General features: G+C 63.4%; 25 protein-coding genes and 1 pseudogene. 12 read left to right on the top strand and 14 right to left on the bottom strand.

Features of this window, described 5'->3' with window-relative positions:
- Positions 1-39: 39 nt before the first annotated feature.
- The 4 genes from AWB76_RS26940 to AWB76_RS26925 all read right to left on the bottom strand — a co-directional run bounded on the left by AWB76_RS26940 (position 40) and on the right by AWB76_RS26925 (position 4,676).
- The gene (locus tag AWB76_RS26940; RefSeq protein WP_061163182.1) at positions 40-1,449 is read right to left on the bottom strand and encodes an aspartate aminotransferase family protein; all 1,410 of its coding nucleotides are present in this window, start codon (positions 1,447-1,449) and stop codon (positions 40-42) included.
- A gap of 162 nt (positions 1,450-1,611) precedes the next feature.
- Positions 1,612-2,538, bottom strand: coding sequence for a 2-hydroxyacid dehydrogenase (locus AWB76_RS26935; RefSeq protein WP_061163181.1), 927 nt, complete (start codon positions 2,536-2,538; stop codon positions 1,612-1,614).
- A gap of 4 nt (positions 2,539-2,542) precedes the next feature.
- On the bottom strand, positions 2,543-3,415 hold the full coding sequence (locus tag AWB76_RS26930) for a GNAT family N-acetyltransferase (protein WP_082864546.1): 873 nt from the start codon (positions 3,413-3,415) through the stop codon (positions 2,543-2,545).
- Between the two features lie 55 nt (positions 3,416-3,470).
- On the bottom strand, positions 3,471-4,676 hold the full coding sequence (locus AWB76_RS26925; protein WP_061163179.1) for a YbfB/YjiJ family MFS transporter: 1,206 nt from the start codon (positions 4,674-4,676) through the stop codon (positions 3,471-3,473).
- Between the two features lie 102 nt (positions 4,677-4,778).
- Here AWB76_RS26925 and AWB76_RS26920 point away from each other — a divergent pair, with 102 nt between their 5' ends.
- Positions 4,779-5,654: a LysR family transcriptional regulator gene (locus AWB76_RS26920; RefSeq protein WP_061163178.1), complete on the top strand. Its 876-nt coding sequence runs from the start codon at positions 4,779-4,781 to the stop codon at positions 5,652-5,654.
- Between the two features lie 85 nt (positions 5,655-5,739).
- Here the strand turns inward: AWB76_RS26920 and AWB76_RS26915 are convergent, their stop codons facing one another.
- Positions 5,740-6,402 carry a TetR/AcrR family transcriptional regulator gene (locus AWB76_RS26915; protein WP_244173460.1) on the bottom strand — a complete coding sequence of 221 codons (663 nt, stop codon included), beginning with the start codon at positions 6,400-6,402 and terminating at the stop codon, positions 5,740-5,742.
- 86 nt (positions 6,403-6,488) lie between these two features.
- On the opposite strand from AWB76_RS26915, the gene AWB76_RS26910 reads away from it, so the two are divergent.
- Complete coding sequence (locus AWB76_RS26910) at positions 6,489-8,525, top strand: NADH:flavin oxidoreductase (RefSeq protein ID WP_061163177.1); 2,037 nt, start codon at positions 6,489-6,491, stop codon at positions 8,523-8,525.
- Here the strand turns inward: AWB76_RS26910 and AWB76_RS26905 are convergent, their stop codons facing one another.
- On the bottom strand, positions 8,526-9,119 hold the full coding sequence (locus AWB76_RS26905) for a BPSL1445 family SYLF domain-containing lipoprotein (RefSeq protein ID WP_061163176.1): 594 nt from the start codon (positions 9,117-9,119) through the stop codon (positions 8,526-8,528).
- 147 nt (positions 9,120-9,266) lie between these two features.
- Between AWB76_RS26905 and AWB76_RS26900 the strand changes: the two genes are divergently transcribed.
- From AWB76_RS26900 to AWB76_RS26890, 3 genes are all read left to right on the top strand, one after another.
- Positions 9,267-9,734: a septal ring lytic transglycosylase RlpA family protein gene (locus AWB76_RS26900; protein ID WP_061163175.1), complete on the top strand. Its 468-nt coding sequence runs from the start codon at positions 9,267-9,269 to the stop codon at positions 9,732-9,734.
- A 321-nt stretch (positions 9,735-10,055) separates the two neighbouring features.
- Positions 10,056-10,418, top strand: a complete 363-nt coding sequence (locus AWB76_RS26895; RefSeq protein WP_061163174.1) for a cupin domain-containing protein — start codon at positions 10,056-10,058, stop codon at positions 10,416-10,418.
- A 4-nt stretch (positions 10,419-10,422) separates the two neighbouring features.
- The gene (locus AWB76_RS26890) at positions 10,423-11,169 is read left to right on the top strand and encodes an SDR family NAD(P)-dependent oxidoreductase (protein ID WP_061163173.1); all 747 of its coding nucleotides are present in this window, start codon (positions 10,423-10,425) and stop codon (positions 11,167-11,169) included.
- A 12-nt stretch (positions 11,170-11,181) separates the two neighbouring features.
- Here the strand turns inward: AWB76_RS26890 and AWB76_RS26885 are convergent, their stop codons facing one another.
- From AWB76_RS26885 to AWB76_RS26875, 3 genes are read right to left on the bottom strand one after another with little or no spacing between them, the layout of a single operon-like run.
- A complete protein-coding gene (locus tag AWB76_RS26885; protein ID WP_061163172.1) occupies positions 11,182-12,540 on the bottom strand; it encodes a sigma-54-dependent transcriptional regulator in 1,359 nt (452 codons plus the stop codon).
- A 4-nt stretch (positions 12,541-12,544) separates the two neighbouring features.
- The gene (locus tag AWB76_RS26880; protein WP_061163171.1) at positions 12,545-14,386 is read right to left on the bottom strand and encodes a sensor histidine kinase; all 1,842 of its coding nucleotides are present in this window, start codon (positions 14,384-14,386) and stop codon (positions 12,545-12,547) included.
- A 6-nt stretch (positions 14,387-14,392) separates the two neighbouring features.
- Positions 14,393-15,748, bottom strand: coding sequence for a 2-hydroxycarboxylate transporter family protein (locus tag AWB76_RS26875; RefSeq protein ID WP_244173464.1), 1,356 nt, complete (start codon positions 15,746-15,748; stop codon positions 14,393-14,395).
- A gap of 411 nt (positions 15,749-16,159) precedes the next feature.
- Here AWB76_RS26875 and AWB76_RS26870 point away from each other — a divergent pair.
- Positions 16,160-16,870, top strand: a pseudogene (locus tag AWB76_RS26870) (GNAT family N-acetyltransferase); the annotation flags it as partial.
- A gap of 36 nt (positions 16,871-16,906) precedes the next feature.
- Here the strand turns inward: AWB76_RS26870 and AWB76_RS26865 are convergent.
- Positions 16,907-17,305, bottom strand: a complete 399-nt coding sequence (locus AWB76_RS26865; RefSeq protein WP_061163168.1) for an FKBP-type peptidyl-prolyl cis-trans isomerase — start codon at positions 17,303-17,305, stop codon at positions 16,907-16,909.
- 50 nt (positions 17,306-17,355) lie between these two features.
- Positions 17,356-17,652: a DUF4148 domain-containing protein gene (locus AWB76_RS26860; protein WP_061163167.1), complete on the bottom strand. Its 297-nt coding sequence runs from the start codon at positions 17,650-17,652 to the stop codon at positions 17,356-17,358.
- A 235-nt stretch (positions 17,653-17,887) separates the two neighbouring features.
- Between AWB76_RS26860 and AWB76_RS26855 the strand changes: the two genes are divergently transcribed.
- Together AWB76_RS26855 and AWB76_RS26850 are read left to right on the top strand one after the other, a co-directional pair.
- A complete protein-coding gene (locus AWB76_RS26855; protein WP_061163245.1) occupies positions 17,888-19,150 on the top strand; it encodes an MFS transporter in 1,263 nt (420 codons plus the stop codon).
- 70 nt (positions 19,151-19,220) lie between these two features.
- Positions 19,221-20,150 carry a LysR family transcriptional regulator gene (locus AWB76_RS26850; RefSeq protein ID WP_061163166.1) on the top strand — a complete coding sequence of 310 codons (930 nt, stop codon included), beginning with the start codon at positions 19,221-19,223 and terminating at the stop codon, positions 20,148-20,150.
- Between the two features lie 44 nt (positions 20,151-20,194).
- Here the strand turns inward: AWB76_RS26850 and AWB76_RS26845 are convergent, their stop codons facing one another.
- Positions 20,195-21,076, bottom strand: coding sequence for a LysR family transcriptional regulator (locus AWB76_RS26845; RefSeq protein ID WP_061163165.1), 882 nt, complete (start codon positions 21,074-21,076; stop codon positions 20,195-20,197).
- Positions 21,077-21,319: 243 nt separating this feature from the next.
- Here AWB76_RS26845 and AWB76_RS26840 point away from each other — a divergent pair, with 243 nt between their 5' ends.
- From AWB76_RS26840 to AWB76_RS26825, 4 genes are read left to right on the top strand one after another with little or no spacing between them, the layout of a single operon-like run.
- Positions 21,320-21,586, top strand: a complete 267-nt coding sequence (locus AWB76_RS26840) for a hypothetical protein (RefSeq protein ID WP_061163164.1) — start codon at positions 21,320-21,322, stop codon at positions 21,584-21,586.
- A gap of 5 nt (positions 21,587-21,591) precedes the next feature.
- Positions 21,592-22,782: an amidohydrolase family protein gene (locus tag AWB76_RS26835; RefSeq protein WP_061163244.1), complete on the top strand. Its 1,191-nt coding sequence runs from the start codon at positions 21,592-21,594 to the stop codon at positions 22,780-22,782.
- Positions 22,779-22,967, top strand: coding sequence for a hypothetical protein (locus tag AWB76_RS42325; RefSeq protein WP_061163163.1), 189 nt, complete (start codon positions 22,779-22,781; stop codon positions 22,965-22,967). The genes AWB76_RS26835 and AWB76_RS42325 overlap by 4 nt, the downstream gene beginning before the upstream one ends.
- A gap of 9 nt (positions 22,968-22,976) precedes the next feature.
- Positions 22,977-23,318: an amidohydrolase family protein gene (locus AWB76_RS26825; protein ID WP_061163162.1), complete on the top strand. Its 342-nt coding sequence runs from the start codon at positions 22,977-22,979 to the stop codon at positions 23,316-23,318.
- A gap of 24 nt (positions 23,319-23,342) precedes the next feature.
- Here AWB76_RS26825 and AWB76_RS26820 read toward each other — a convergent pair whose 3' ends face one another.
- Positions 23,343-24,179, bottom strand: coding sequence for a bifunctional allantoicase/(S)-ureidoglycine aminohydrolase (locus AWB76_RS26820; protein WP_061163161.1), 837 nt, complete (start codon positions 24,177-24,179; stop codon positions 23,343-23,345).
- 20 nt (positions 24,180-24,199) lie between these two features.
- Positions 24,200-25,435, bottom strand: coding sequence for an amidohydrolase family protein (locus AWB76_RS26815; RefSeq protein WP_061163160.1), 1,236 nt, complete (start codon positions 25,433-25,435; stop codon positions 24,200-24,202).
- Positions 25,436-25,929: the final 494 nt, after the last annotated feature.

The following is a 25,929-nucleotide window of genomic DNA, read 5'->3' as shown; positions in this document are numbered from 1 at the left end:
GCGGGTCGGGTCTCGCATGTCGGCGGTCGGTCGATGTTATCACGCAGCCGCGCGTGAATTGAAGTCGGGTCCGCCCTTCAATGCGTCGCGCACATCGCTTTGCGCGAGTACGTCGTCGAGCGTTTTCGTGAGGCGCTCGAACAGCATGTCGAAGTTGGCTTCCGTATAACAGAGCGCCGGTGCGAAGCCGAGAATGTTGTCGCCGAATGCGCGGAATACGAGGCCGTTGTCATATGCCGCTGCCGCGATGCGGTCCGGCAGCTTGAGCGACGCATCGAAGCCGCGCTTGCTGTCCTTATCGGCGACGAGTTCGAGCGCGCCCAGCAAACCGCGATGACGCGAATCGCCGACGAGCGGATGATCGAGCAATGCATCGAGCCCTTGTGCGAAGCGCGGCGCTTGCGCCTGGCCGTTCGCGAGCAGGCCGCCTTCGTGATAGAGCCGCATCACTTCGAGGCCGATCGCCGCGCTCACCGGATGTGCCGAATACGTGTGGCCATGACCGATGGCCGCGGACGCATCGCCGCCATCGGCGATGCCTTGATAGACGGCATCGGACATGAGGACCGCGCCCATCGGCGCATAGCCCGCGGTGAGTCCCTTCGCGACCGTCATCAGATCCGGCTCGACGCCTTCGCCTTCGCACGCGAAGAGCGGGCCGGTGCGGCCGAAGCCGGTAATGACTTCATCCGCGACGAAGAGGATATCGAGCTTGCGGCACGCTTCACGCATTGCTTTCAGCCAGCCGAACGGCGGCACGATCACGCCGCCCGAGCCTTGAATCGGCTCGCAGAAGAATGCGGCGACATTATCCGCGCCCAGTTCCGCGACCTTCGCTTCGAGCGCGTTCACCGAAGCCGCGATGAGCGCGGCGTCGTCGGCGTAAGCGTTGCGATACGCATACGGCGACGGAATGTGATGCTGCGTCGGCAGCGGCAAGTCGAAGTTGCGATGAAACGCGGGCAATGCGGTCAGTCCCGCGCCGATCGACGACGAGCCGTGATAACCGCGTTGCAGCGCAATGAAATGCTTCTTCGACGGACGGCCCGTCGCGTTGTAGTAGTGCGTGATGAAGCGCAACGCGGAATCGACGGCATCCGAGCCGCCCAGCGTGAAGTACACGTGTTGCAGCGACGCGGGCGCGAGCTCGACGAGCTTCGCGGCCAGTTCGATCGCCGGCTCCGAGCCGAAATGGAAATAACCCGTGGCGTAAGGCAGTTTCGCCATCTGCTTCGCCGCGGCTTCGACGACGCTCGCGTGTCCATAACCCGTGTTCACGCACCACAGGCCGGAGAATGCATCGAGCAGTTCGCGGCCTTCGATATCGCGCAGGAACACGCCATCGGCGGAATCGAGCACGGTGACGCCGCGCGCCTCATGCGCGCGATAACTGACGACGGGATGAATCAGATGCTTACGGTCGGATTCGACAAGCGACTTGATCGACATGATGCGGCTCTCTCTCGCGAAGGGGTCGGAATGGCTCTGGACCGTTTCATACTATCGGCAGAGCCGTATCGCGCGCATCGCCAAAAAAATCGCCAAAAAGCGAATCCGCGGCGTTTTGCGGGGCGCTCGCAGCATTTTCTGCTGCGCGCGCTTTCCGGCGATTCAATAGCCGCGCGTGCGGTCGATTTCGCCGATCATGCGCTCGCCCGCGCGATGACGGCGCAGGTTTTCCAGCACGACATCGACGGCCGTTTCGGGCCGCGTCGCGCTCGCGATATGCGGCGTCAGACGCACGCGCGGATGCGTCCAGAACGGATGCTCATGCGGCAGCGGCTCGGGATCGGTGACGTCGAGAATCGCGGCGTGCAGATGGCCGCTGTCGAGCGCATCGAGCAGATCCTGCTGGATCACATGCGGGCCGCGTCCGACATTGATGAACGACGCGCCTTTCGGCAGCGTCTCGAACACCTTCTTGCCGATAAGACCGCGCGTGGCATCCGTGAGCGGCAGCAGGCACACGAGGATATCGGTGCGCGCGAGAAACGCGTCGAGCGATTCGGCGCCCGCATGACACGCGACGCCCTCGATGTCATGCGGCGAACGGCTCCAGCCCGCGCAATCGAAGCCGAACGAACGCAGCGTCTTCAGCACGGCGGTGCCGAGCATGCCGAGACCGAGCACGCCCACACGCCGCGTCGACGCCGCGCGCACGGGCAGTTCGCGCCACACGCGCTCGCGTTGCTGCGCGGCGTAATCGAAGAGATCGCGATGAATCGTGAGCACGGCCTGCGTCACATATTCGACCATGCCTTGCACGATGCCCGGCTCGGTCATGCGCACGACCGCGACGTGCGGCGGCACGCCGGACAGATCGAACTGATCGATGCCCGCGCCGACCGAGAAGATCACGTCGAGATTGGGGAACGTGCGCATGACATCGGCGGGCGGCTGCCATGCGGCGAGGTAGCGCACGGCGTTCGCATCGCCGATATCGGGCCATAAGCGGAACGGCACGTCGGGTGCTTTTTGCGCGAAGTGCTCGGCCCATTGCTTGCCGCGATCGGGATCGGCTTTATAGAGGATCGTCATCGTCTTAACCGAGCGCCTGATTGATGATCGCGAATTGCGCGACGGATGCATCGTGCGGCGGCATGCCGTTGCGCGCCATCTTGATGACGGTATCCGCACGCTTCAGTCCGATGCCATCGAGCCACGCCGACAGGCCGCTTTCATCGGGCGTATCGATGCGCGTGAACTTGCCTTCGTTATGCGCGAGCCAATGCGCGATCAGCGCCTGCGCGCGGCGCGCGTGCTGCCGATCCGCGGTGACGGAGACCACCGGACCGATCGCATGGCCGCGGCCGAATTCGCGGATGAGCGAGAAGCCGAGGAGTTCGCCATCGCGTTCCAGCACGATGCCTTTCGCGACGTTCAACAGCGCAGGCAAGAGCGCGCTTCTGTCGAGCCCGCTCGCCCGCGATGCGAACGCGACGAGCGCTTCCGTATCGCGCGGTTCGATGGCGCGCAGTTGTTCGCCTTGCATGAGCTCGATGCGAGGCACGATGAAGTCGGCCGATTGATGCTGATGAATCGCGCCGATGCGTGCGAAGCCGAGCTTGGCATAAAGCGGTTCGCCGGCGGGCGTCGCGTGCAGCACGGTGATGCGATCGCCGAGCGCATCGAGCAGCAGTTCCATCAGCTTGCGGCCGATGCCCTTGCCCTGGCAATCCGGCGCGACGATCACCATGCCAAGCGAGCCGCCGTTATCGCCATACTTCCAGCACAGCGCGGTGCCGACGACGCGCTCGCCTTCCTGCGCGATGAAACCCGTGCCGGCATCGAGCACGAAGCGCCAGTCATCGGCGCGATGCGGCCATTTGACATCGACGGACAGCGCATGCGCCGCGGCGATGTCGTCGGCGGTGAAAGAACGATAGAGAAGAGCGGATGTTTCGGCGGCGGACACGGCATGCTCCACGTTAGACGATGCCTGCCACTGTGACACGCGCTCCGCCGCGCGGCTAGGACGATCCTGTTGCCTGCTTGGCGCGCAAGCCGAGCCACGTCAGTCCCGCCGCGCCGAATCCCAACGCGGCCACCGCGATCCATAACGCGATGGAAAACGATCCCGTGTGCGCGGCGATCGGCGCGGCGACGAGCGGTCCCGCGATCTGGCCGAGTCCGTATGATGCCGTCGCGTAACCCATCAGACCGGCTGCGGCCTCGCCACGCAGGCGGCGCGCTTCGCGCATCGCAAACAGCGTGATGGCGGTGAACGGCAAGCCCAGCAGCAGACTGCCGATACCGAAGCCGAGCACGCTCGGAAACACGATGCCGAGCAGGATGCCCAGCGCCTGAATGACATAGCACGCCGCCGAGAGCAGCCGGTTGTCCCACGACAGCGGCAGCCGCGCGGCGATCAGCGCGCCGGCGATCAACGCCAGCCCGAACACCGGCCAGAACAGATCGGGCCACGGCGAGCCGGGCAAGGCCTGTCGCGCGATGACGGGCAGAAACGTCGCGGTGATGATGTAGCCGAAGCCCGCGAGACTATAGAGGCCGACGAGCCCGATCGAATCGATGCGCGCCGATGCGCTCGACACGCGATTGCCGACAGCCGCACGATCACGCATCGCCGCAGCGCGATGAACGAACGCATTCCACACGATCACGCCCGCGACGCCCGAGCAGACCGCGAATCCGATCCATACCGACGGCGCGCTCACGCCGAGCGCCGCAGCGCCCGCGCCGAGCAAGCCGGTCGCGACGATGCCCACGCCCGGCCCCGCGTAGATCACGCCGGCGAGACCGTGCGCGTCGAGTTCGGCGAGCCGTCGCAAGCCCCATTGCGACGCGAACACGAAGGCCCACGCGCTGACGACGCCCGCCGCGAACCGTATCGCGGCCCACAGCCAGAAGAGATGGACGAGGCCCATCGCGAGCGTCAGCACGATGGTCCACGCGAGCGCGAGGCGCACCATGCGCGCGTGATCGATACGAATCGCCGCGCACGACAGCGCGCCGATCAGATACCCGGCGTAATTGGCCGATGCGAGCCAGCCGCCGTGGCGGATATCGAGCGCGCCGCTTTTGAGCATCAGCGGCAAGAGCGGCGTGAACGCGAACCGGCCGACGCCGAGCGCCACCGCCAGCACGACGGCGCACGCGAGCGCGGCGTTTCGTGCGTGATTAGCCGGCAGCGACGAAGCTTGAGCGGGCGAAGCCATGAGTCGATGACAGAGAGCGAAGCGGCGATAGACGCATCCTAGCTTGACCGATCCATCTTGAAAAATGAATAATCGAGATGCGATCAATCTTCGGAAAAGATCATGGATTTGTCTGCATTGACGATATTTCGCGCTGTCGTGCGCGAAAACGGCGTGACGCGCGCGGCGGCGAAGCTCAACCGCGTGCAGTCGAATGTGACGACGCGCATCCGCCAGCTGGAGGAAACGCTCGGCACGGACCTCTTTATCCGCGATGGCCGGCGTCTCGTCCTTACGCCAGCCGGTGAGACGTTGCTGCCGTATGCGGAACGTCTGCTCGCGCTCGCGGAGGAAGCGCGTCACGCCGTCAGCGAGAATCGTCCGCAAGGCCGTCTGCGGCTCGGGACGATGGAAAGCACCGCCGCAAGCCGTCTGCCGCGCGTGCTGGCGGCGTATCACCGGCAATGGCCGCAGGTGACGCTCGAACTGACCACGGGCGTGACGCGCGCATTGATCGAAAGCGTGCGTTCGTTCGAGGTCGATGCGGCGATCATGGCGCGGCCATACGAACCCGACGCGCTTCCCGCCGAGCAATTCGAATCGGTGGCTGTGTTCGAGGAGGAACTGACGCTCGTGACGCCGCGCGGCCATCAACCGGAAACGCTGGCACGCGAGGCAGCGGGCCTCACGCTCGTCGCGTTCGAGCGCGGCTGCGCGTATCGCTCATATGCGATGCGCTGGTACGAGCAGCAGGGCATCCGGCCGGCGCGCGTGCTGGAGCTGGGTTCGTATCACGCGATCGTCGCGTGCGTGGCGGCGGGAGCGGGCGTCGCGGTGGCGCCGCGTTCGGTGCTCGAACTCGCGGGCCTGGGCGATGAAGTGGACATGCATCCGATGGGCGAGCTCGGGCAAATCGACACGTTGCTCGTGTGGCGCAAGGGGCACTTCTCGGCTGCGCTCAATGCCATGCGCGAGTTGCTGCTAACGAAGCCTCAATAGCGCCGGTCAGCTTTGCGCCGACGAGCGCGCGCGAAGGAACGGATCAGGGCGACATTCCGTGCCCGGCTTGCCACGTGCTGCGCGCTCACTCAAACTCGAAGTTGCGCCGCGAGTAGAAGCGCTGCAACTCATGCTTCTTCGGCCGCACGCCCGTAAAAACTTCGACGTATTCGGGAATGCGCGACATGCGCACCGCCAGGTCTTCTTCAGGCTTCGTCGACACATAGCCGGCCTGCGTGTAATACGCCACGCGCGCGCGGACATCGGCGACGCGCGGTTCATAGCCGAAGCGCGCAAACAAGGCCGTCAATGCCGCGATGCGCAGCGCATCGTCCCGCGCCATCTGCTCCGCGATTTCCGGCGACTGCTGCGCCCAACTGCGCATGGCGGCTTCGAAACGGGAGTCGAAGATCGTGTCGTCGAACCAGCAGTCGAAGACGTTCAGCATCGCTTCGCACACGCTGTCCGCATAGGCTTCCGTACGCTCGATCCAGTTGCCCGTGTTCTTTTCTTTCCATCGGCCGAGCAGGGCGGAAAGCAGCTCCTCGCGATCCTTGAAGAACCAGTAGAAGCTCGTGCGCGAAAGATTCAGCTTCTTCGCGAGCGGAAGGATGCGGACCGCATCCACGCCGCCTTCGAGAAGGCCTTCATAGGCCACGTCGATCCACATGTCGGCGGAGCCGCGTACTACGTCGAGCGTCTCGTCCATTTCGTCGTTTTCCCTATCCGTGATGCCGATGTACACCATTGTCCTCCTACTTGACACATGTGTACAGAGGTTCTACTCTTGATTCACAACAGGCGTTCATCCCCACTTGCTTCGATGAGGCACTCATGTCCACGGATCCGCTGCTCCAGCCTTACACGCTGAAACATCTCACCTTTCGCAACCGGATCATGACGACCTCGCATGAACCGGCCTACGCCGAGGACGGGATGCCGAAGGAGCGCTATCGCGCGTATCACGTCGAAAGGGCGAAAGCGGGCATCGCATTGACGATGACAGCGGGTTCCGCAGCGGTCTCGAAGGACAGCCCGCCGGTCTTCAACAACATCCTCGCGTACAAGGACGAAGTCGTGCCGTGGCTGAAAGATCTCGTCGACGAATGTCACGAGCACGGCGCGAAGGTGATGATCCAGTTGACCCATCTCGGCCGGCGCACGCGCTGGGACAAGGGCGACTGGTTGCCCGCCGTGTCGCCGTCGCATAGCCGCGAGCCGGCGCACAGGGCTTTCCCGAAGAAGCTGGAGGACTGGGACATCGAGCGCATCGTGCGCGATTTCGCGGATGCGGCCGAGCGCATGAAAGCCGCCGGCCTCGACGGGCTCGAAATCGAATCGTATGGCCATTTGATGGACCAGTTCTGGTCGCCGCTCACGAATACGCTCGAAGGTCCGTATGGCGGTTCGCTCGACAATCGCATGCGCTTTTCGTTCGACGTGCTGCGCGCGATTCGCGAACGCGTAGGCGAGCGCTTTCTCGTCGGCTTGCGCTATACGGCCGATGAAATGCTCGCAGGCGGCATCACGAAGGAAGAGGGCTTCGAGATATCGAAGCGCCTGAAAAAAAGCGGTCTCGTCGACTTTCTCAACGTCATTCGCGGCCATCTGGAAACGGATGCCGGACTGACCGACGCCATCCCGATCATGGGCATGAAGAGCGCGCCGCATCTCGACTTCGCGGGTGAAATCCGGCAGGCCACGAACTTCCCGACGTTTCATGCAGGTCGCATACAGGACGTCGCCACGGCGCGCTACGCGATCGAGTCGGGCAAGCTCGACATGGTCGGCATGACGCGCGCGCACATGACCGATCCGCATATCGTGCGCAAGATCATCGAGCGCCGGGAAGACGATATCCGTCCGTGCGTGGGCGCGAACTATTGTCTCGATCGCATCTATCAGGGCGGCATGGCGCTGTGCATCCACAATGCCGCGACGGGCCGCGAACTGGAGATGCCGCAAACGATCAAGCCCGCCGCGACGAAGCGCAAGATCGTGATCATCGGCGCGGGGCCGGGCGGTCTCGAAGCGGCGCGCGTCGCGGGCGAGCGCGGGCATGATGTCGTCGTGCTCGAAGCGATGAACGATCCCGGCGGCCAGATTCGTCTCACCGCGCAGAACGTTCGCCGCAAGGAGATGATGGGCATCATCGACTGGCGCATGGCGCAGTGCGAAAAGCTCGGCGTCCGGTTCAGGTTCAATACGTGGGCGGATACGGAAACGGTGCTTGCGGAAAGTCCCGATGTGGTGATCGTCGCGACGGGCGGCATGCCGCACACGGAGGTGTGCAGCGAGGGGAACGAGCATGTCGTCTCGTCGTGGGACATCATTTCCGGCGACGTGAAACCCGGCACCAACGTGCTCATCTTCGACGATGCCGGCGATCACGCCGCGCTTCAGGCCGCGGAAACCATCGCGGAGGCGGGCGGCAAAGTGGAAGTGATGACGCCCGACCGCTCGTTCTCGCCCGAAGTGATGAGCATGAATCTCGTGCCTTACATGCGCTCGTTGCAGAAACTCGCGACTACGTTCACGGTGACGTTCCGTCTCGAATCGGTGCGCCGCGAAGGTAGCGATCTTGTCGCCACAATCGGCAGCGATTACGGCGGCGTCACGAAGGAACAGCGGCACGATCAGATCGTCGTGAATCACGGCACGATTCCGATGGACGAGCTTTACTTCGAGCTCAAGCCGCTTTCGAAGAATCGTGGCGCGGTGAATTACGACGATCTCATCGACGGCAGGCAGCAGGCCGAGGAGACGAATCCGGAAGGCCAGTTTCAGCTTTTCAGAATCGGCGATGCGGTGGCGGCGCGCAACACGCACGCCGCCATTTACGATGCGCTTCGTCTCGTGAAGGATCTCTGATCACGAACTCAGACGGCTGACCTTCGTGCCTTCGAGCGACACGCCGGCCATGAGACCGGCGTTCGTCAGAACGAAGACCTCGACGGGATTCATCGCCGTGGTCGTATCGAGCTGACCGTTCGCGCCGAGCTTCACGACGGCCACGGTCGCGTCGGTGCCGACCGCCCAGCCGTCGCGGCGACGGAATTCCGCGAGGGCGTCGTCGGTCAGGAACACATAGATCAGCGCCTTCGACTGAGCGCCGATCTGCAAGCCGAACGAGCCGCCCGCCGTGCTGTAGTAGCCATCGGTGCGGCCATCCACACGCAATGCGCCTTCGCCGTATTGCGCGCCCAGCCAGAATCCCGCCGCGATCACGCGAGGAAAGACGAGCACGCCTCGCGCCTTGCTCACGAGCTCGCGCGAGCCGCTCACGGAGACGAAGAGGCGTTGCAGCGTCGCATCAACGGCGGCGTCGATGGCGCGATCGCGATCCGCTGTGCCTGCCGCGGTTTCTCCGGACGACGGACCCGTGGTCGTGCATCCGGTGATGCATAGCGCTGCGGTCGCCATGCCGCCTGCTAACAAGAGACGCCGTTTGTTCTTCTGATCCATACGCTTCCCTGGTCGATGGTTCGTGGGCCTTCGAACTATACAAGCTGTCATCGCGCGTGTGTAAAGCTACGTATTGAACAGAAGGAAACGGCCTGAACCGTGCTAGTCAGAAGCTTCCCGGGATGTCCCAATCGAGAGGAGCGGAACATGAAGCGGCTGAGGGCATGCGTATGCGCGATCCTGTCGTGCTGTCTGAGCACGGCATATCCCGCGCACGAGACGGCGTCGACGCATCATCGCCACGTGAAAACGAATTCCGCTCATCAAAGCGGGCTTGACCGGTCCGGCAAGCCGCGCAAGGGCGAGGCTTCGTACTACGGCCGGAAGTTCTACAAGAAAAAGATGGCGGACGGCACGCACATGAATCCGCAATCCAACGCCGCGGCGAGCAAGACACTTCCGCTCGGCACCAAGGCGCAGGTCACGAACCTCGACAATGGCAAAAGCGAGGTGGTCGAAATCAAGGATCGTGGTCCGTATGTGAAGGATCGGATCGTCGATGTATCGCCCAAAACGGCGGACAAACTTGGCATCAGGAAGGAGGGCACGGCGCCTGTCGAGGTGAAGCCGATCGAGATTCCTCAGTCTGATGCAAATGTTAGTAAAACGAATTAAATCGACTGGCGGTATATGTTTCGAAAGACGGTATCTTTTTCCGATCTCGTCCAAGGCAAAGCACAAGGCGTAATAAGGTTATGCCAAAAATGGATGCGACATGGTACCGGTTCCACTGTATTCTGCGGCCGCAGCGTCGGATTACCGTTATCCGGCCAGTCAGAACCTGAGAGAGAGCCGAGGATCATAAGCCACCGGCCGACGCTGCACCTTGCTTGGCCTTCTGTCACTTCGTCGTCTACAGTCGAGTGTTGCAATGACCTCGTTTATCGCCTGAATTCGTCTGGGAAAAGACGAGCGGCGGCAACTGACGGAGAAATCATGGACTGCGCCGAGCTATACACCGACGCCGATGGGCACTCCGCATTCCGGACCCTCCGCGTGTTCGAAGCCAGCGCCGTGTTGTTCAATGGCGTTTCCGTGTCGCTGTCGCCGCCGCAGCCCTGCGAAAGCATGCTGATGCATGAATTCGATGCCGATTACTTCATGGATCGGCATAACCCGCCGTCGAAGCAGTATGTCGTCGTGCTCGAAGGCGAACTGGAAATCTCGGTCAAAGGCGGAGAAGTCACGCGGCGTTTCGCGCAAGGCGCGATATTCATCGCCGGTGATCTGCAGGGATCGGGACACACGACGCGCGCGATTCGATCCGGCCGCGCTTTGGTCGTCAACCTGCGGGGATAAGACGATGCTGCTCGAACACAAGCTCGCCGTGGTGACCGGCGCAAGCACTGGCATCGGCTTCGCTACAGCGCAACGGTTCGTCGCTGAAGGCGCGCGCGTGGTCATCAGCGCGCGTAACGAGGACAAGCTGCGCCAGGCCGCGCAGAAGCTCGGCGCACATGCACTGCCTGTCGTTGCGGATGCGGCGAGTCCAACCGATATGCAGCGTCTCTACAAGACCGCCGTCGACCATTTTCAACGCGAGGTGAATGTCGTGGTCGCCAATGCTGGTATTTCCCGGCAAACGCCGGTGCGCGAAACGTCGCTGGAACACTTCTCCGAAGTAATGAACGTCAACGTAGGCGGCGTGTATTCGACGGTGCGCGAAGCATTGCCGTCGCTTTCGCGGCCTGCATCGATCGTTCTCGTTGCATCGCTTGCGGCCAATCAGGGCACGAAAAATTTCTCGGCCTATTGCGCATCGAAAGCGGCCGTGGTCTCGCTGGCAAAGAGCTTTGCCGCTGAATTCGTCGAACTGGGCATTCGGGTCAATAGCATTTCGCCGGGCGTCGCGAACACGCCTATCTTCGACACGCTCGGCATGACGGAAGCGCAACTGCTCGAATGGGCGAAAGTGATTCCGATGAAGCGCCCCGCCGAACCCGCCGAGATCGCGGCGGCCATCCTCTTTCTGGCAAGCGATGCATCGCGATACATGACCGGCGCGGATATCGCCGTCGACGGCGGCATGTCGGGAATCAGTCCGTTTTGACAGGCGCGGTCGTCAATCGGCCGTTCGTTCATCGTCTCCGCGCGCCGGAATCCTGAACTGGCGCAGCTTGTGATACAGCGTCTTGCGCGGCATGCCGAGCGCTTCGCTCGCCGCGCTGACATTGCCGTCGTGACGCCGCAGCATGTCTTCGATCAGAACACGCTCGATATGAGCAAGTTGCTCGCTGAGCGGAACATTGCCGCGCGGCCGGTCGGCGGACGGGATCAGTTGATCGCCGGCGAGACCGAGCACGAAGCGATCGGCAACGTTCTGCAATTCGCGCACATTGCCCGGCCACTGATGCGCGGTCAGTTCGGAGACTTGCGCGGCCGTGACCGTCGGCGCATCGGTGCCGAAGCGCTGCGCCGCCGCGAGCACGAAATGCTCGAAGAGCAGCGGCACGTCTTCACGTCGCTCGCGCAGCGGCGGCAGGTCGATCAGCGCAACATTCAGCCGATACAGCAAGTCGGCGCGAAAGCGTCCTTCATTCGATAGCAACGCGAGATCGGCCTTCGATGCCGCGACGACACGGCAATCGACCGCAATCGATTCATTGGTGCCGAGCCGTTCCACGCGCCGCTCCTGCAGCACGCGCAACAGCTTGATCTGCAGCGCGACCGGCATGGTTTCGATCTCGTCGAGAAAGAGCGTGCCGCCATCGCTCCATTCGATCTTGCCGATGCGGTTTTTCGTCGCCCCGGTGAATGCGCCGGCTTCGTGGCCGAAGAGCTCGCTCTCGAAAAGCTGCTCCGGCAGGCCGCCGCAATTGAGCGCGACGAAGTGATGCTCGCGCCGGCGCCCGTAATCGTGCAGCGCCCGCGCGATCAGTTCCTTGCCGGTACCCGTCTCGCCCGTGATGAGCACGGACACGGACGTATCCGCGAGCCGCAGAATCTTTTTGCGGACATCGGCGATGGCCGGCGACTTGCCGAGCACGAGCGCCTCGATGCCGCGTCCGCTTTGCAGCGCCGCGCGCAGGTCCTGGACTTCCAGCGTGAGCCGGCGCTTCTCGACCGCCCGCGCGACGCGCCCCGCAATGTGCTCCGACGAGAACGGCTTCTCGATGAAATCGTAGGCGCCCACGCGCATCGCGCCGACGGCCGTGGAAATGTCGGCGTGGCCGCTGATGAGGACCACGGGAATCTGCGCGTCGATGGCGATCACGCGTTCGAGCAACTGCATGCCGTCGATGCCCGGCATGCGCAGATCGGAGACGAACACGACGGGCGCGCCCGGCACGGCGGCGGCGAGCGCGGCGGCGGCCGTCGCGTGCGATTCCACTGGAAAGCCCGCGAGCGCCACGGCCTGTTCGACGCCGAGGCGCACATCCTCGTCGTCCTCGACGATCACCACGCGGATGTCGTCGTTCATGCTTTTATTCACTGTCGATGCTCCCGCCGTTTGCCGCTACGAATTCGATGGTGAATTGTGCGCCACCGCCTCCGAGATTGACAGCCGCGATGCGCGCACCGAAACCCTCGACGATGCGTGAAGTGATCGCGAGCCCGAGGCCGAGTCCATGTCCGCGCGGCTTGGTCGTCACGAACGGCTCGAACAGATGCGCGAGCACGTGTGGATCGATGCCGGGACCGTTGTCCGCGATGAAGAACGTCACGCGCGCGGCGTCGTCGGAACGTTTTGCGCCCATTCGAATGCGCGGTGCTTCGCGCCCTGTGAGCGCATCGAGCGCATTGCCGAGCAGGTTGACGATCACTTGCTGCAAGCGACCGGGTTCGGCTGCAACCAACGTATCAGGCGCGATGTCGATATCGAGCTGCACGCTTTCGTCGCGGATACGCGAATCGTAGATGAGCCGCGCATGCGCCAGCGCATCGGCGAGCGAGACCGGGACCGTGCTCGCCTCGGGCTTTCTCGCGAAGGCCTTCAGCTCCGCCGTGAGCAGCGCCATATTTTCGACGAGCTTGCCCACGCGCGCCAGGTTGGCGAGCGCCTGCGCGCTTTGGCCGCGCTCGAAGAACGTGCGCGCGTTGTCGCACAGCGTACGGATGGCGACGAGCGGCTGATTGATTTCGTGCGTGAGGCCCGCGGCCATTTGCCCGAGCACCGCGAGCTTGCCCGCATGCACGAGTTGCTGCTGCGAATCGCGCAATTTGTGCTCGGTGAGCACGCGTTCGTCGATTTCCTGCTGCAACGCCGCGGTACGCTGCTGCACGGTTGCTTCGAGACGGTCGTTCGCGCGCTGCAAGGCGTCCTGCGCCTTGAGACGCTCCACGATCACGCGGCGCCGCTGCACGGCGTAAAGACCGTAGAACGCCGCGATCAGGAACACGCCCGTCACGAACGCAAACGCGAGTTGCTGCTGACGCCGCGCCGTGGAGAGATCGAGCGCGACCATGATCGCGTCGCCCGCTTGCGGCGCGCTGCGCGACATCACGAGATAGCGCCGTTCGCGGCCGGGATGCGACCAGTCGGGCAGACGCGCGAACCACGCGCCGTTGCGCCAGTCGCCGAGCCGCGCGTAGCCGAGGTTATCGACCTTGCGGCCCGCGTACTGGCGCGATGCCTGGATTTGCTGCTGCTTCTGCGGGGCGATCGGCGCAAGCGCGGTGAATTTCCACGCGGGCACGGTCGAGATCACGACGACGCCGTTGCCATCGACGACCATCGCCGCTTCGTTCGGCACGCGCCACGCGGACTCCAGCGGATCGACGCGAATCTTGACGGCCGTCGCGCCGAGCACTTTCTGCCCGTCGCGCACGGCGCTCGCGAAGTAGAGGCCCGGCTCGCCCGTGTTCGTGCCGATGCCGAAGAAGCGGCCATTGCCGGCGGACAGCGAATCGGTGAAATACGGACGATACGCGACGTTCGTGCCGACGAAGCTCACCGCCTGATTCCAGTTGCTCGCGGCGATCACATCGCCATTCAGGTCGATGACATCCACCGCAACGCTGCCCGCGTCGCGGTTGACCGCTTGCAAATAGTCATCGACGGCGGGAAGAAGCGCGCGCCGCGCGTCCGGCGGCGCGGCGAGCAGCGTCTTGATGCTGTCCTGGCGCGCTGCGATTGCGGGAAGCAGTTCATAGCGGCCGAGTTCGCTCCTGAGGCTCGCGGCGTAGAGATCGAGCCTATGCGCGCCCGCTTCGGTCAGTGCGTCGAGTCCGCGATGCCAGGCCACTTCCACGGCGGCTGCGGCCGCGGCGAGATAGAGCACCGCGCTTGCCGCTACTGCCCACAGGGGAACGCCCAACATCGTCATACTCGATCATCCGAAATGCGCCAGGATCAACAAAGTCAGCGTGACGACGATTGCACCGCCGATGCGCGTCGCGATCTGCGCGAAGGGCATCAGCGTCATGCGGTTGGCGGCCGTCAGGATGGCCACGTCGCCGGTGCCGCCCTGGCCGCTGTGGCAGGCATTCACGATCGCGGTGTCGATAGGGTACATCTTCAGCAGCCGGCCGACCACGAAGCCCGTGCCCATCAGCGTCGCGACGGTCACGACGATCGTCACGATGTTCGCCAGCGTGAACGCGGCCATCAGCTTGTCCCACGGCGTCATCGCGACGCCGATCGCGAACAGCAGCGGATACGTCACCGCCGTCGAGAAGAACTTGTAGACGACGAACGCGCCTTCCTGAAGCTGCGGCGACACCGCCCGCGCGAGCTTCACGAGCACCGCGAGGAACAGCATCGCGACCGGCGCGGGCAGGCCGAATAAATCGCGGCACGCGAGGCCGAGCAGATACAGCGTGATCGCCGTGATGCCCGCCGCCGCGATATGCGTGACGTCGATATGTCCGGTGATCTCTTCCTTCACCGGGTCCATTTCGTCCTGCTCGCCCACTTGCAGACGGCCCTTGCCCGTCAGATGCGGATAGCGACGGCCGACCATGTCGAGCACGCCCGAGAGCACGATCGCCGTGAGGCTGCCGAGCATCACCGGCGGCAACACCTGCGCGAAGAGCTCGCCCTGCGGCAGATGCATGATCTCCGAATAGCCGATGGAAAGCGGAATCGCGCCTTCGCCGACGCCGCCCGCCATGATCGGCACGACGATATACAAGAGCGTATGACGCGCGCCCAGCCCGAGCGCCGTGCCGACCAGCGTGCCGACGATCGCCGCGACGATCGACCCGGTCGCGAGCGGAATGAAGATCTTGATGAAGCCCTGGATCAGCACGCGCCGGTCCATGCTCAGAATGCTGCCGACGATGATCGACGCAATGAAGAGATACAGGAAGTTGGTCTGCTTCGTGAACTCGGTGGTGAGATGCAGGATGGGCTTCGGCAGCAGATGATAGTAAGTCAGCGCCGACGGAATGAAGGTCGCGAAAATCGCCGCCGCGCCGATGTTGCGCACGAGCGGCATGCGCTTGCCGATCTCGGCGCACGTGAAGCCGAAGAAGGCGAGCACGGCGATCGCCATCGAGATTTCGCCCGGCACCTTGCCCGTCACGGCGAATCCGGCGATCAGCACGAGCAGCAGCGCGTACACCGGCAGCGGAATGATGCCGATGCGCGTTTCCATCAGCTTCCACCAGCCTTCGGGCCAGAAGCGTTCCTTCTTCGTCGATGCCTGCTGCTGCGCTTCGTCGTGCGGCGCGCTTTGAGATGTGATGTGCACGGTGTCTCCTTGCTGATTGTGCGATGCGTGTGCTGCGGTCCGAACCGGCGGGCGTGCGTGTTCATCGCCGCGCCGGGCGGATGATTCGGGATGCGTGGGGGAAAGCGGGCGGGTCCGGTTATCGGACCAGGGGCGGGCGCTCGGGCGTCGGCAGGAACAAGATATCGTCTCCATTTTTTGAGCCGCGACGAGGTTCGCCGTGGCGCTATGCGGATAGACAAGGCAAGGCCCGTGCCAAGCGAGACGTGCGGGTGACTCGCATCAAGCCATTGATTTAACGATGATTTTTATCGGCGATGATTTGCCGGCCGCGCGCCGTTCTGAATTTTCAGAATCGCTCGATTTTCGATGGCCGAGCTTTTAGACTGCGAAAGTCCCTTTCACGCAACCGGAGCGCCTTCACGCATGACGAGAACCAACGAGTATCAGCAGAACATCGGCGAAGCGGTGACGGACTGGCAGGCGCGCGAGCGGCCCGCGCGCATCGGCATCGAGGGCAGGCATTGCCGCATCGAGCCGGTCGACGTGGATCGCCACGCCGCCGATCTCTTCGAAGCCTATGGTCAGGCGCCGGACGGCCGCGACTGGACGTATCTGTTCGTCGGCCCGTTCACGGACTTCGAGACCTTTCGCGACTATCTGACGAAGGCTGCGGCGTCCGCCGATCCGCTGCACTACACGGTCATCGATTCCGCGAGCGGCAAGGCGGTCGGCACGCTCGCGCTGATGCGCATCGAGCCTGTGCATGGCGTCATCGAAATGGGCAGCGTCACATTCTCGCCCTTGCTCAAGCAGACGCGCATCTCGACGGAAGCGCAATATCTGCTGATGCGCTATGTGTTCGACGATCTGGGCTACCGGCGCTACGAATGGAAGTGCGACAGCCTGAACGCGCCGTCGCGCAAGACCGCGCTTCGGCTCGGCTTCGAGTTCGAAGGCATTTTCAGGCAGGCGATCGTCTACAAGGGGCGTAATCGCGATACGGCGTGGTACGCGATCATCGATAAAGACTGGCCGCGCATCCGGCGCGCGTTCGAACGCTGGCTCGCCGACGATAACTTCGATGCGAACGGAAAGCAGCGTGCATCGCTTGCGCAATTGCGGGACGAGGCCGCCTGAACGGCGCATCGCCCGCAACTGCGCGGAACTTGCTTACTTCTTGATGTCGAGCAGTTCGACTTCGAACGTCAGATCGCTATTCGGCGGGATCGCGCCCACGCCACGGTCGCCATAGGCGGTCGCGGCCGGGCAGGTCAGCTTCGCTTTGCCGCCGACCTTGATCTTCTGCACGCCTTGCGTCCAGCACGGAATCACGCGGTTGAGCGGGAAGGTCGCGGGGCCGCCGTGCTTGCTGGAGCTGTCGAATTCGGTGCCGTTGGCGAGCGTGCCGCGATAGTTGACGCTCACCGTGTCGTCGGCGCTGGGCTGCGCGCCGGTGCCTTGTTTGATGTGCTCGACGACGACACCCGACGGCAGCTTCTCGGTGGGGTTGGCGGCGAACGCGGTCGATGCGATGGTTGACGCGGCGAGCAAAGCGATGACTGATTTCATGCGGTTACCTCGTTGAACGGAAGGTTCATTATATCGGCAGGCCTTTTGCCTCAATTCATCCGCGCTTCCGTGCATTCCGCCTGATACCAGCGATCCACCTGACGCTGCGCCGCGTGCAGGTCATCGGGATAGTACGGGTCGTAGAACTTCGACGGATCGTAGCCCGCTCGCTCCAGCGCCGCCAGCTCGCTCAGGTTGCGCTCGCGCGTCATGGGCGCGTGGTTCCTCAGCGCGGTGAGATCGCGGCATTGCGCCGCGCTCAGGTTCGTCGCGCCTTGCTGCGAAGCGCCCGTGGCGCAGCCGGCGAGCGCGACGGCCAGCGCTGAAATAATCGATCGTTTCTTCATGTCGCGTTCCTTTGATTCGGGCGTCCATCCGAAGTATCCCTAGTCCGGCCGAAATCCGCTCGAACGGCGTCCTCCGGCCCCGCGAGCGCTGCAACCGCGCCATTGTTCGCGTTTCGCAAATGACGCATTCGGCGGTTCGCCCGTTCTGTTCATACCGCGTCTGGGTCACCCTTTGTTCCATCGACGATGCCGCACTTCGACGAAGCGGCCCGCGATTCTGACTCAGGAGACGAAGATGACCTCGAACCGGTGGGATACGTCCTACGAATGGAAAGCCGTGACGCTGCTTGCGCTCGGATTCGGCCTTGTCGGCCTCGATCGATGGCTGATCGCGCCGCTCTTTCCGGCGATCATGAAGGACCTGCATCTCACCGCGCAGGATGTCGGCAACTGCATCGGCATTCTGGGCCTCTCGTGGGGCGTGTTCGCCGCGCTGATGGGCGGCATCTCCGACAAGATCGGGCGTCGCAAGGTGCTGATTCCCGCGATCATCGCGTTTTCGCTGCTGTCGGGATTCTCGGGCGTCGCGGGCGGCCTCGCGAGCCTGCTCGCCGTGCGCGCGCTGATGGGCGTCGCCGAAGGCTCGTTCTGCCCGACGAGTTTCGCCGCCACCGCCGACGCGTCGCATCCGAAACGGCGCGGCTTCAATCTCGGGTTGCAGCAAAGCGGATTCGCGCTCTTCGGGCTCGCGCTTTCGCCGATCATCGCGACGCAACTGCTCAACGTGGTCTCGTGGCGCTGGGTCTTCGCGCTCGTCTCCGTTCCCGGTCTGATACTCGGGCTGCTGATGTTCTTCGTAATCCGCGAGCCGCGCGCGACCGAACCGGCGTCTGCCGTTTCGCACGCGCCGGCCGCGAAGGGCTTCTGGCGCGACGTGCTGAAGAGCCGCAACATTCCCGTCGCGATGGTCGCGCTATTCTGCGCGATGACCGGCGTTTTCGTGCTCGGCGCGATGCTGCCGATCTATCTCACTGAATATCTTTCGCTGGATACGCAGCGCATGGGCATCGTGGTGTCGGCAATCGGCTTCGGCGGATTCGTCGGCCAGTTCGGTCTGCCGGGACTGTCCGATATCGTCGGACGGCGGCTGGCGAGCATCGTCGGCTTTGCGGGAACGGCCGTCATGCTGTATGTGTTTCGCGGCGTCGGCGCGCAGCCGGTCGTGTTGTTCATCGTGCTCTTCGTCGCGGCCTTCTTCACGCTGGGCCTCGTTTCGCTGCTGTCCGGGCCGGTCGCGACGGAGGCGGCGCCGATCGGCATGGTGTCGACGGCGATCGGCATTGTCGTGGGCGCGGGCGAAATCTTCGGCGGCGGCGTGGCGCCCGCGCTAGCCGGGTTCGTCGCAACAAAGTTCGGAATCCAGAATATTCTCTGGCTGCCGATTTGCGCGGTGGTGCTCGGTATCGGCGTGAGCCTGCTGCTCGAAGAAACCGCGCCCGCCCGAGTGCGTGCGAAAGCGCGTGCCGTGGAACTCGTCGGAGGCGAGCAGCCCGAGTAAGCGCGGGCGTCCGGGATCACGCGCGCTGCGGGATACACTGACATGCTGGACACGATCGAAAGGAACCGGCATGGATCGTTTTCTCAGCATCGAAGCCTTCGTGCGCGTAGCGGAAACCAGCAGTTTCGCCGAGGCGGCGCGGCAACTCGGCGTCGCCAGTTCGGTCGTCACTACGCGCATCCAGCAACTCGAGAAATTCCTGAATGTGCCGCTGTTTCATCGAAGCACGCGGCACGTCAGGCTGTCCGATGTCGGTGAGGCGTTCTATCGCGACTGCGCCGAAGTGGTCGGGCGCGTCAACGAACTGACCGACCAGATGCGCGAGTTGCGCGCGACCCCGACCGGGCGGCTTCGCATCCAGATGTTGCCCGGTTTCGCGCTCGGTCACTTCGGTGCGTCGCTGGCCGAGTTCAACCGGCGCTATCCCGGCATTCAACTCGATGTCATCGTCAATGACCGTGTCGTCGATCCGATCGAAGAGGGCTTCGACGTGGCGTTCCAGATCTTCCCGCCGATCTCCGATTCGCTGATCGAGCGGCGTCTTTTCACCGTCCGCCGGCTCTTCTGCGCCGCGCCTTCCTACGTGAACGAGCATGGCGCGCCGCGGCATCCGCGCGATTTGCTGGATCACAGAACGGCGCTTTATTCGGGCTATCCGTCGCGCAATCGGTGGACGATGACGCGCGGCGACGAGGTCGTCGAAATCGAGCTGCCCGGCATCGTCCGCTCCAATTCGGTCCACTTGCTGCACGACTATGCGTTGACGGGCGGCGGCATCGTGTGCCTGCCGACGCTCGTGGCGAGCGCGTCGCTGCTGAATGGCGCGCTCGTGCCGATCCTGCCGGATTACGCGCTCTCGCCGATGAACTTCGCGGCCGTTTATCCCGCCACGCAACGGCAGGGGTTGAAGGTGAAGGCGCTGGTCGAGTTTCTCGCCGAGCGGCTCGGGCCGGAGCCGGCGTGGGATGTGCCGCTCATCGAACGCGGTTGGGTTACCTAGCAAAGCAACTAACCGTCTTTGCCGCCGACCCGTGAACAGCGCGCCTAGCGACGCTGTGGCCCGAACATTCGCGACAACGCTTTCGCGAGTTCCTTCACGACAGCATCCGCCGTCGGGCGATGCAACAGCGCGATATCCATCGTCTCGATAGCGGGCAATCCGCTCTTCGTCGTCAACACGACGTGCTCCGGCAGAACGGCGCGCGCCGGCAGCAGACTGATCCCCAGACCATCGGCGACGGCTGCCTGAATACCGCTAAGACTCGAACTGATGAAGCTTAGCCGCCAGCGTCGTCCGATGCTTTCGATCGCGTTGGTCATGTCGTCGCGATACAGCCCGCGCGGCGGAAACGCGACGAGTGGAATCGGATCGAGTTGAATCGACGGATTCTTCGCGCTGTCGATCCATCTCAGTTGCTCGGGCCACGTCGCGACGGCTTCGCGGCTATTGCGCCGCTGCTTCACGAGGATCAGATCGAGATCGCCGCGATCGTAGCTGTTGCTCAGATCGCGGCTCAGTCCGCTCGTCACTTCGAGCTTCACCTGCGGATGCTTGCGGTTGAACGCGGCGAGCATGTGCGTCGTCGGTCCGCCGACGAAATCTTCCGGCACGCCGAGCCGCACCGTCAGGCCGACGTTCGCGCCGGATAGCGCCTCGATCATTTCATCGTTGAGCGCGAGCATGCGGCGCGCATAGGCGAGCAGCGTTTCGCCGGCATCGGTCGGACGAACGTCGCGGCTGCCGCGTTCGAGCAGCCTGTGTCCCGCCATATCTTCCAGGCGACGGACCTTCTGACTGATCGTCGATTGCGTCGAATGAAGCCGTGCGGATGCAGCTGTGAACGTGCCGCAATCGGCCACCATGACGATGGCCTTCAGCAGATCCAGATCGAACAGCGGTGTGCGTGCTTTGGGAGCGTTTTTCATCGACCGGATGGAGCTTCGAAGGGGACACCGACTTCTATCACGCACGAACGACCGTGGCAATCGCAGGCATTCGTTTCTCAACTGACGCCCATTCGAACATTTAACTTTTTAATACGAGGGCAGATGGATAACATCAGTTCGACGTCGATGCGAAGGGCTGACCGTCATGCATCGACGTCAGACAAAAAGCTCGAGCGCGGACGAACAAACGCCCCGTTACGAGACAAATGCCCGGAGACGAGGATGATGAAAGCGCAGGTGCAGATGTGGAGGACATCGCTCGCGGCGGCCGGCACAGGCATGATGCTGGCTGCAACGGCGAATGCGCAGTCGAGCGTCGTGCTGTACGGCATGACGCTCGCGTCGGTGTTCCCCCATGCGCCGCTCGCGTTCACGTCCATCAACATGGGACTCGTTGCGCTGTTCGCGAATGCCGTGGTTTTCGTTGCAATCAGCGGCGCGCAACGCATGCTGCGCCCGCGTATCGATACTGCCGTCGAATCGGCATGACAAACATGAATCGTTCTGTCTATCTCTCGAATGTCCGGCTGGCCGATGGCCAACGCGTTTCAGTCTCCATCGTCGATGGACACATCGAATCGATCGGCGTGCAAGTCGTGGCGCCACACGATGCGCCGATCGAAGACGGCGGCGGCGCGTTGCTGCTGCCGGGCTTCGTCGAAGGCCATACGCATATCGACAAAAGCAACTGGGGCCGTCCGTGGTATCGCAACGAAGTCGGTCCGCTGCTGACCGATCGCATCAGCAACGAACGCGAATGGCGCAAGACATCGGGACACGATGCAGCCGAGCAATCGCTCGCGTTGTCGCGCGCTTTCGTGCAGGCGGGCACGACGCGTCTGCGCACGCATGTCGACATCGACACCGATGCGCGCTTGCGCTATCTCGACGGCGTGCTCGCGACAAAAGAGACGATGCGCGACACGCTCGACATGCAGATCGTCGCGTTTCCGCAGTCGGGCATGCTGATTCGTCCGGGCACGGTCGAGCTGCTCGGCGATGCGCTCGCGCAAGGCGCGGACGTGCTCGGCGCGCTCGATCCCGCGTTGATCGACGGCGATCCGGTCGCATCGCTGAACGCGACCTTCGCGCTCGCGGAGCGCTATCGCAAGCCGATCGATATCCATCTGCACGAGCCCGGCGAAATCGGCGCATTCACGCTGAAGCTTCTGCTGGATCGCGTCGAAGCGATGGGCATGCAAGGACAGGTCGTCGTCAGTCATGGTTTTTGCCTCGGCGCGTTGCCGGAGCGCGAGCGCGATGCGCTGCTCGATCGCATCGCTCATTTGCGCGTGGCCTTGCTCACGAGCGCGCCGCCTTCGCGCCCGGTTCCGCCGCTCAAGCTGTGCCGCGACAAGGGCATCACGATGTTCGGCGGCAACGACGGCATCCGCGATACGTGGTCGCCGTATGGCGTTCCCGACATGCTCGAACGCGCGATGCTGATCGGCATGCGCTACGACCTGCGTCGCGACGACGATCTCATGATCGCGTTCGATTGCGTGAGCGACGCCGCAGCACGCGGCTGCGGATTCGCCGACTACGGTCTGCGTGCGGGTGCTCGCGCGGACCTCGTTCTGGTTGATGCCGAAACCGTCGCGCATGCGGTCGTGGCGCGGCCGAAGCGCAAGCTCGTCGTGGCGAACGGACGCATCGTCGCGCGTGACGGAGCGCTCGTGTCATGAACGAGCGCGAACACGTCGACATATTGATCGAGCACGGCTGCGTCATCACGATGGACGCATCGCGCCGTGTCATCGACGATGGCGCGGCGCCCGATCGCGGCTACGACATGTTCCGTCATCTGTGGCAGTGCATGCACTACCATCGCAGGCACTTTCGCGATCCGGACGTGCTTCCGCATGGCTAGGCGCTGGAGATGGTGACCATCGATGCCGCGAAGGCACTGTCGATCGATCACGAACGCGGTTCGCTCGAAGCGGGGAAGATGGCGGACATCATTTTCATCGACCTGTTCAAGCCGCATCTGATGCCGATGAACATGCCCGTTTATCGCGTCACGTGCTTCGCGAATGCGGGCGATGTATGCATGACGATGGTCGGCGGACAGATCCTGATGGAGGACTATCGCGTGATATCGGTCGACGAAGGAGAGATACTCGAACGCGTCTCCGAGGTGGCGGAGCGCACGTTCGAGCGCGCCGGCCTGCGTCATCTGCCCGATGCGCCGCCGACGCTATGGGCGCGCAGCCACTACTGAAGCTGCGGCCCGTCGCGTGGACGTTCAACGCGGTGCGTTGAGCGTCAGCTTCATATGGCGATTCACGTCCTTGTACAGCAGATAGCGGAAGCGGCTCGGTCCGCCCGCGTAGCAGGCCTGCGGACAGAATGCGCGCAGCCACATGAAGTCGCCCGCTTCCACTTCGACCCAGTCCTGATTCAGCCGATACACCGCCTTGCCTTCGAGCACGTACAGGCCGTGTTCCATCACGTGCGTTTCCGCGAACGGAATCACGCCGCCGGGCTGGAACGTGACGATGTTCACGTGCATGTCGTGGCGCATGTCGCTGGAATCGACGAAACGCGTCGTCACCCAGCGTCCTTCGGTGCCGGGCATCGGAATCGGCTCGATATCCTGTTCGTTCGTCACGAAGGCTTCGGGAAGCGGGATGCCATCCACGGCTTCATAGTGCTTGCGCACCCAGTGAAAACGCGCGGCATCCTTATGACGATTGCGCAATTGCCAGTTCGTGCCAGGCGGAATGAATGCGTAACCGCCGGTCTTCAGAACGTGCAGATTGCCTTGCAGCGTCAGTTCGATCTCGCCTTCGACGACGAACAGCACGCCTTCGGCATTCGGATCCTGCTCGGGACTTTCGCTGCCGCCGCCGGGCGACACTTCCATGATGTATTGCGAGAACGTTTCGGCGAACCCCGAGAGCGGACGCGCGATCACCCACAGACGCGTCTTGTCCCAGAACGGCAGATGGCTCGTGACGATATCGCGCATCACGCCTTTGGGGATGACGGCATACGCTTCAGTGAACATCGCGCGATCGGTGAGCAGCTCGGCCTGCGATGGATGACCGCCGTGAGGCGCGTAGTACGTATTGCTTGACATACGAAAGTCTCCGTTAGATTTCACGCCGTCGTCGCGAAGTCGACGCCGTGTTGGTGTCCGGCTTTCCCGGACGCGAATGACATGCGGGACGAATCGCTCCAGAACGCTCCGCCGCGGACGATGACGCGTTTCGCGGGCACCGCGGCAACGGCGGCCGCCGCATTGGGCGCCTCGACGACGACGAAGGTGGCGTCGTTGCCGGCCTTCAATCCGTAAGCATCGATGCCCAACACGGCCGCGCCGGCGTCGGTCGCCATGTCCAGCGCGACGAGCAGTTCATCATCAGTATAGAAACCCGAGCGATAACCGATGAGCATCGCGCGTTGCAGCATGTCGCCGTTGCCGTAGGGCCACCAGGCGTCCTGGATGTTGTCGTTGCCGGTGAACACGCGCACGCCCGCCGCACGCAATCGCAGGATCGGCGGGAACGCGCGGTCGCCGGGCGCGTTGGTCATGATGGACACGCCGGCATCGGCGAGCGCCGACGCGACATGATCGACCACGGCGGGCGCGACATCGCCCAGTGCATAAGCGTGGCTGACGTTGACGCGGCCATGCAGGCCCGATGCTTTCGTGCGCGCGGCGATCCGGTAAAGCTGATCGATGCCTTGCTGGTCCGGTTCGTGCAGATGCATGTCGATTTTCACGCCGCGCTTCTCGGCGAGACCGAAGACGATATCGAGCTGGCCGTCGGCGTCGCCGTCGAGTGTCGCCGGATCGATGCCGCCGACGACATGCGCACCCTCGCGCGCCGCAGCATCGAGAATGTCTGCGGTGCCGGGGCAGGACACGACGCCCGCCTGGGGAAACGCGACGAGTTCGATATCGACGAGGCCGCGCCACTTTTCGCGCGCTTCCATGACTGTGTGGAGATTCGCGAGGCCGGTGGTCGCGTCGACGTCGACATGACTGCGCATGGCGATCGTGCCGAACGATGCGGCCTGACGGATCAGCGCATCGGCGCGCTCGGCGATCGGGCGCGCGCCGGCGAGTTCCTGCTTTTCGACGGCGAGACGCTCGCGCAAACTGGCGACGGAACGATGCGGCCGCCAGCGATCGCCGACGAAGCTCTTGTCGAGATGAATATGGCCATCGACGAAACCGGGAAGAACGAGATGGCCTTCGAGATCGACGATGTCCGCGTCGCCTGTGTGCGGGCATTGCGCACCGATGCTGGCGAAACGGCCGTCCTTCACCGCGAGATTCAAGGGATTGCCGTGAGCGTCGATGGCATTGATGAAGACGCGGTCGAACATGCTTGTGCCTCAGTGATTCGGGACCTTTTCAACGCGTCCTGAACCGGCTGCGGCGCTGGATTGCGTGGTCCTCGGTGTGGTGGACCTGTACAAAATATCGGAGGCGGGCGGTATCGACAAATTAAATGTTTGAATGCGGGGTATCCATTTTCTGAATGGAGCGAAAGGTGCCTCTCCAGGATGGGTGACGAGCGCAATCGCCAGAACGAGAGGCGTCTCAGGAGACCGCTGCTTATCAGTTTGATAAGAGTGCGTCCCACCGATTACGCGTGGTGTGGCGGCCGCGCGGCGAAAATCGGATATTTCTAATCTGAACCTACAGCCTATGTCACGGCCAGATACAAATGTCGGGGTTTCAGCTTTTTAGAAATGTCAGGTTTTGAGTTTTATAAATCTCACTGTAAAAGCTCACTTCTCCACCGCGGCTGCCCGTTCTCGCGCGGTACTCAAGACCGCCGCGTTGAACTGCTCGCGCGTCAACTCGCGCTGCGTGC

It is taken from the genome of Caballeronia temeraria, assembly GCF_001544795.2.
Lineage (GTDB): Bacteria > Pseudomonadota > Gammaproteobacteria > Burkholderiales > Burkholderiaceae > Caballeronia > Caballeronia temeraria.
The sequence above is the reverse complement of the archived record's forward strand: the minus strand, read 5'-3'. Positions and strand labels throughout refer to the sequence as shown.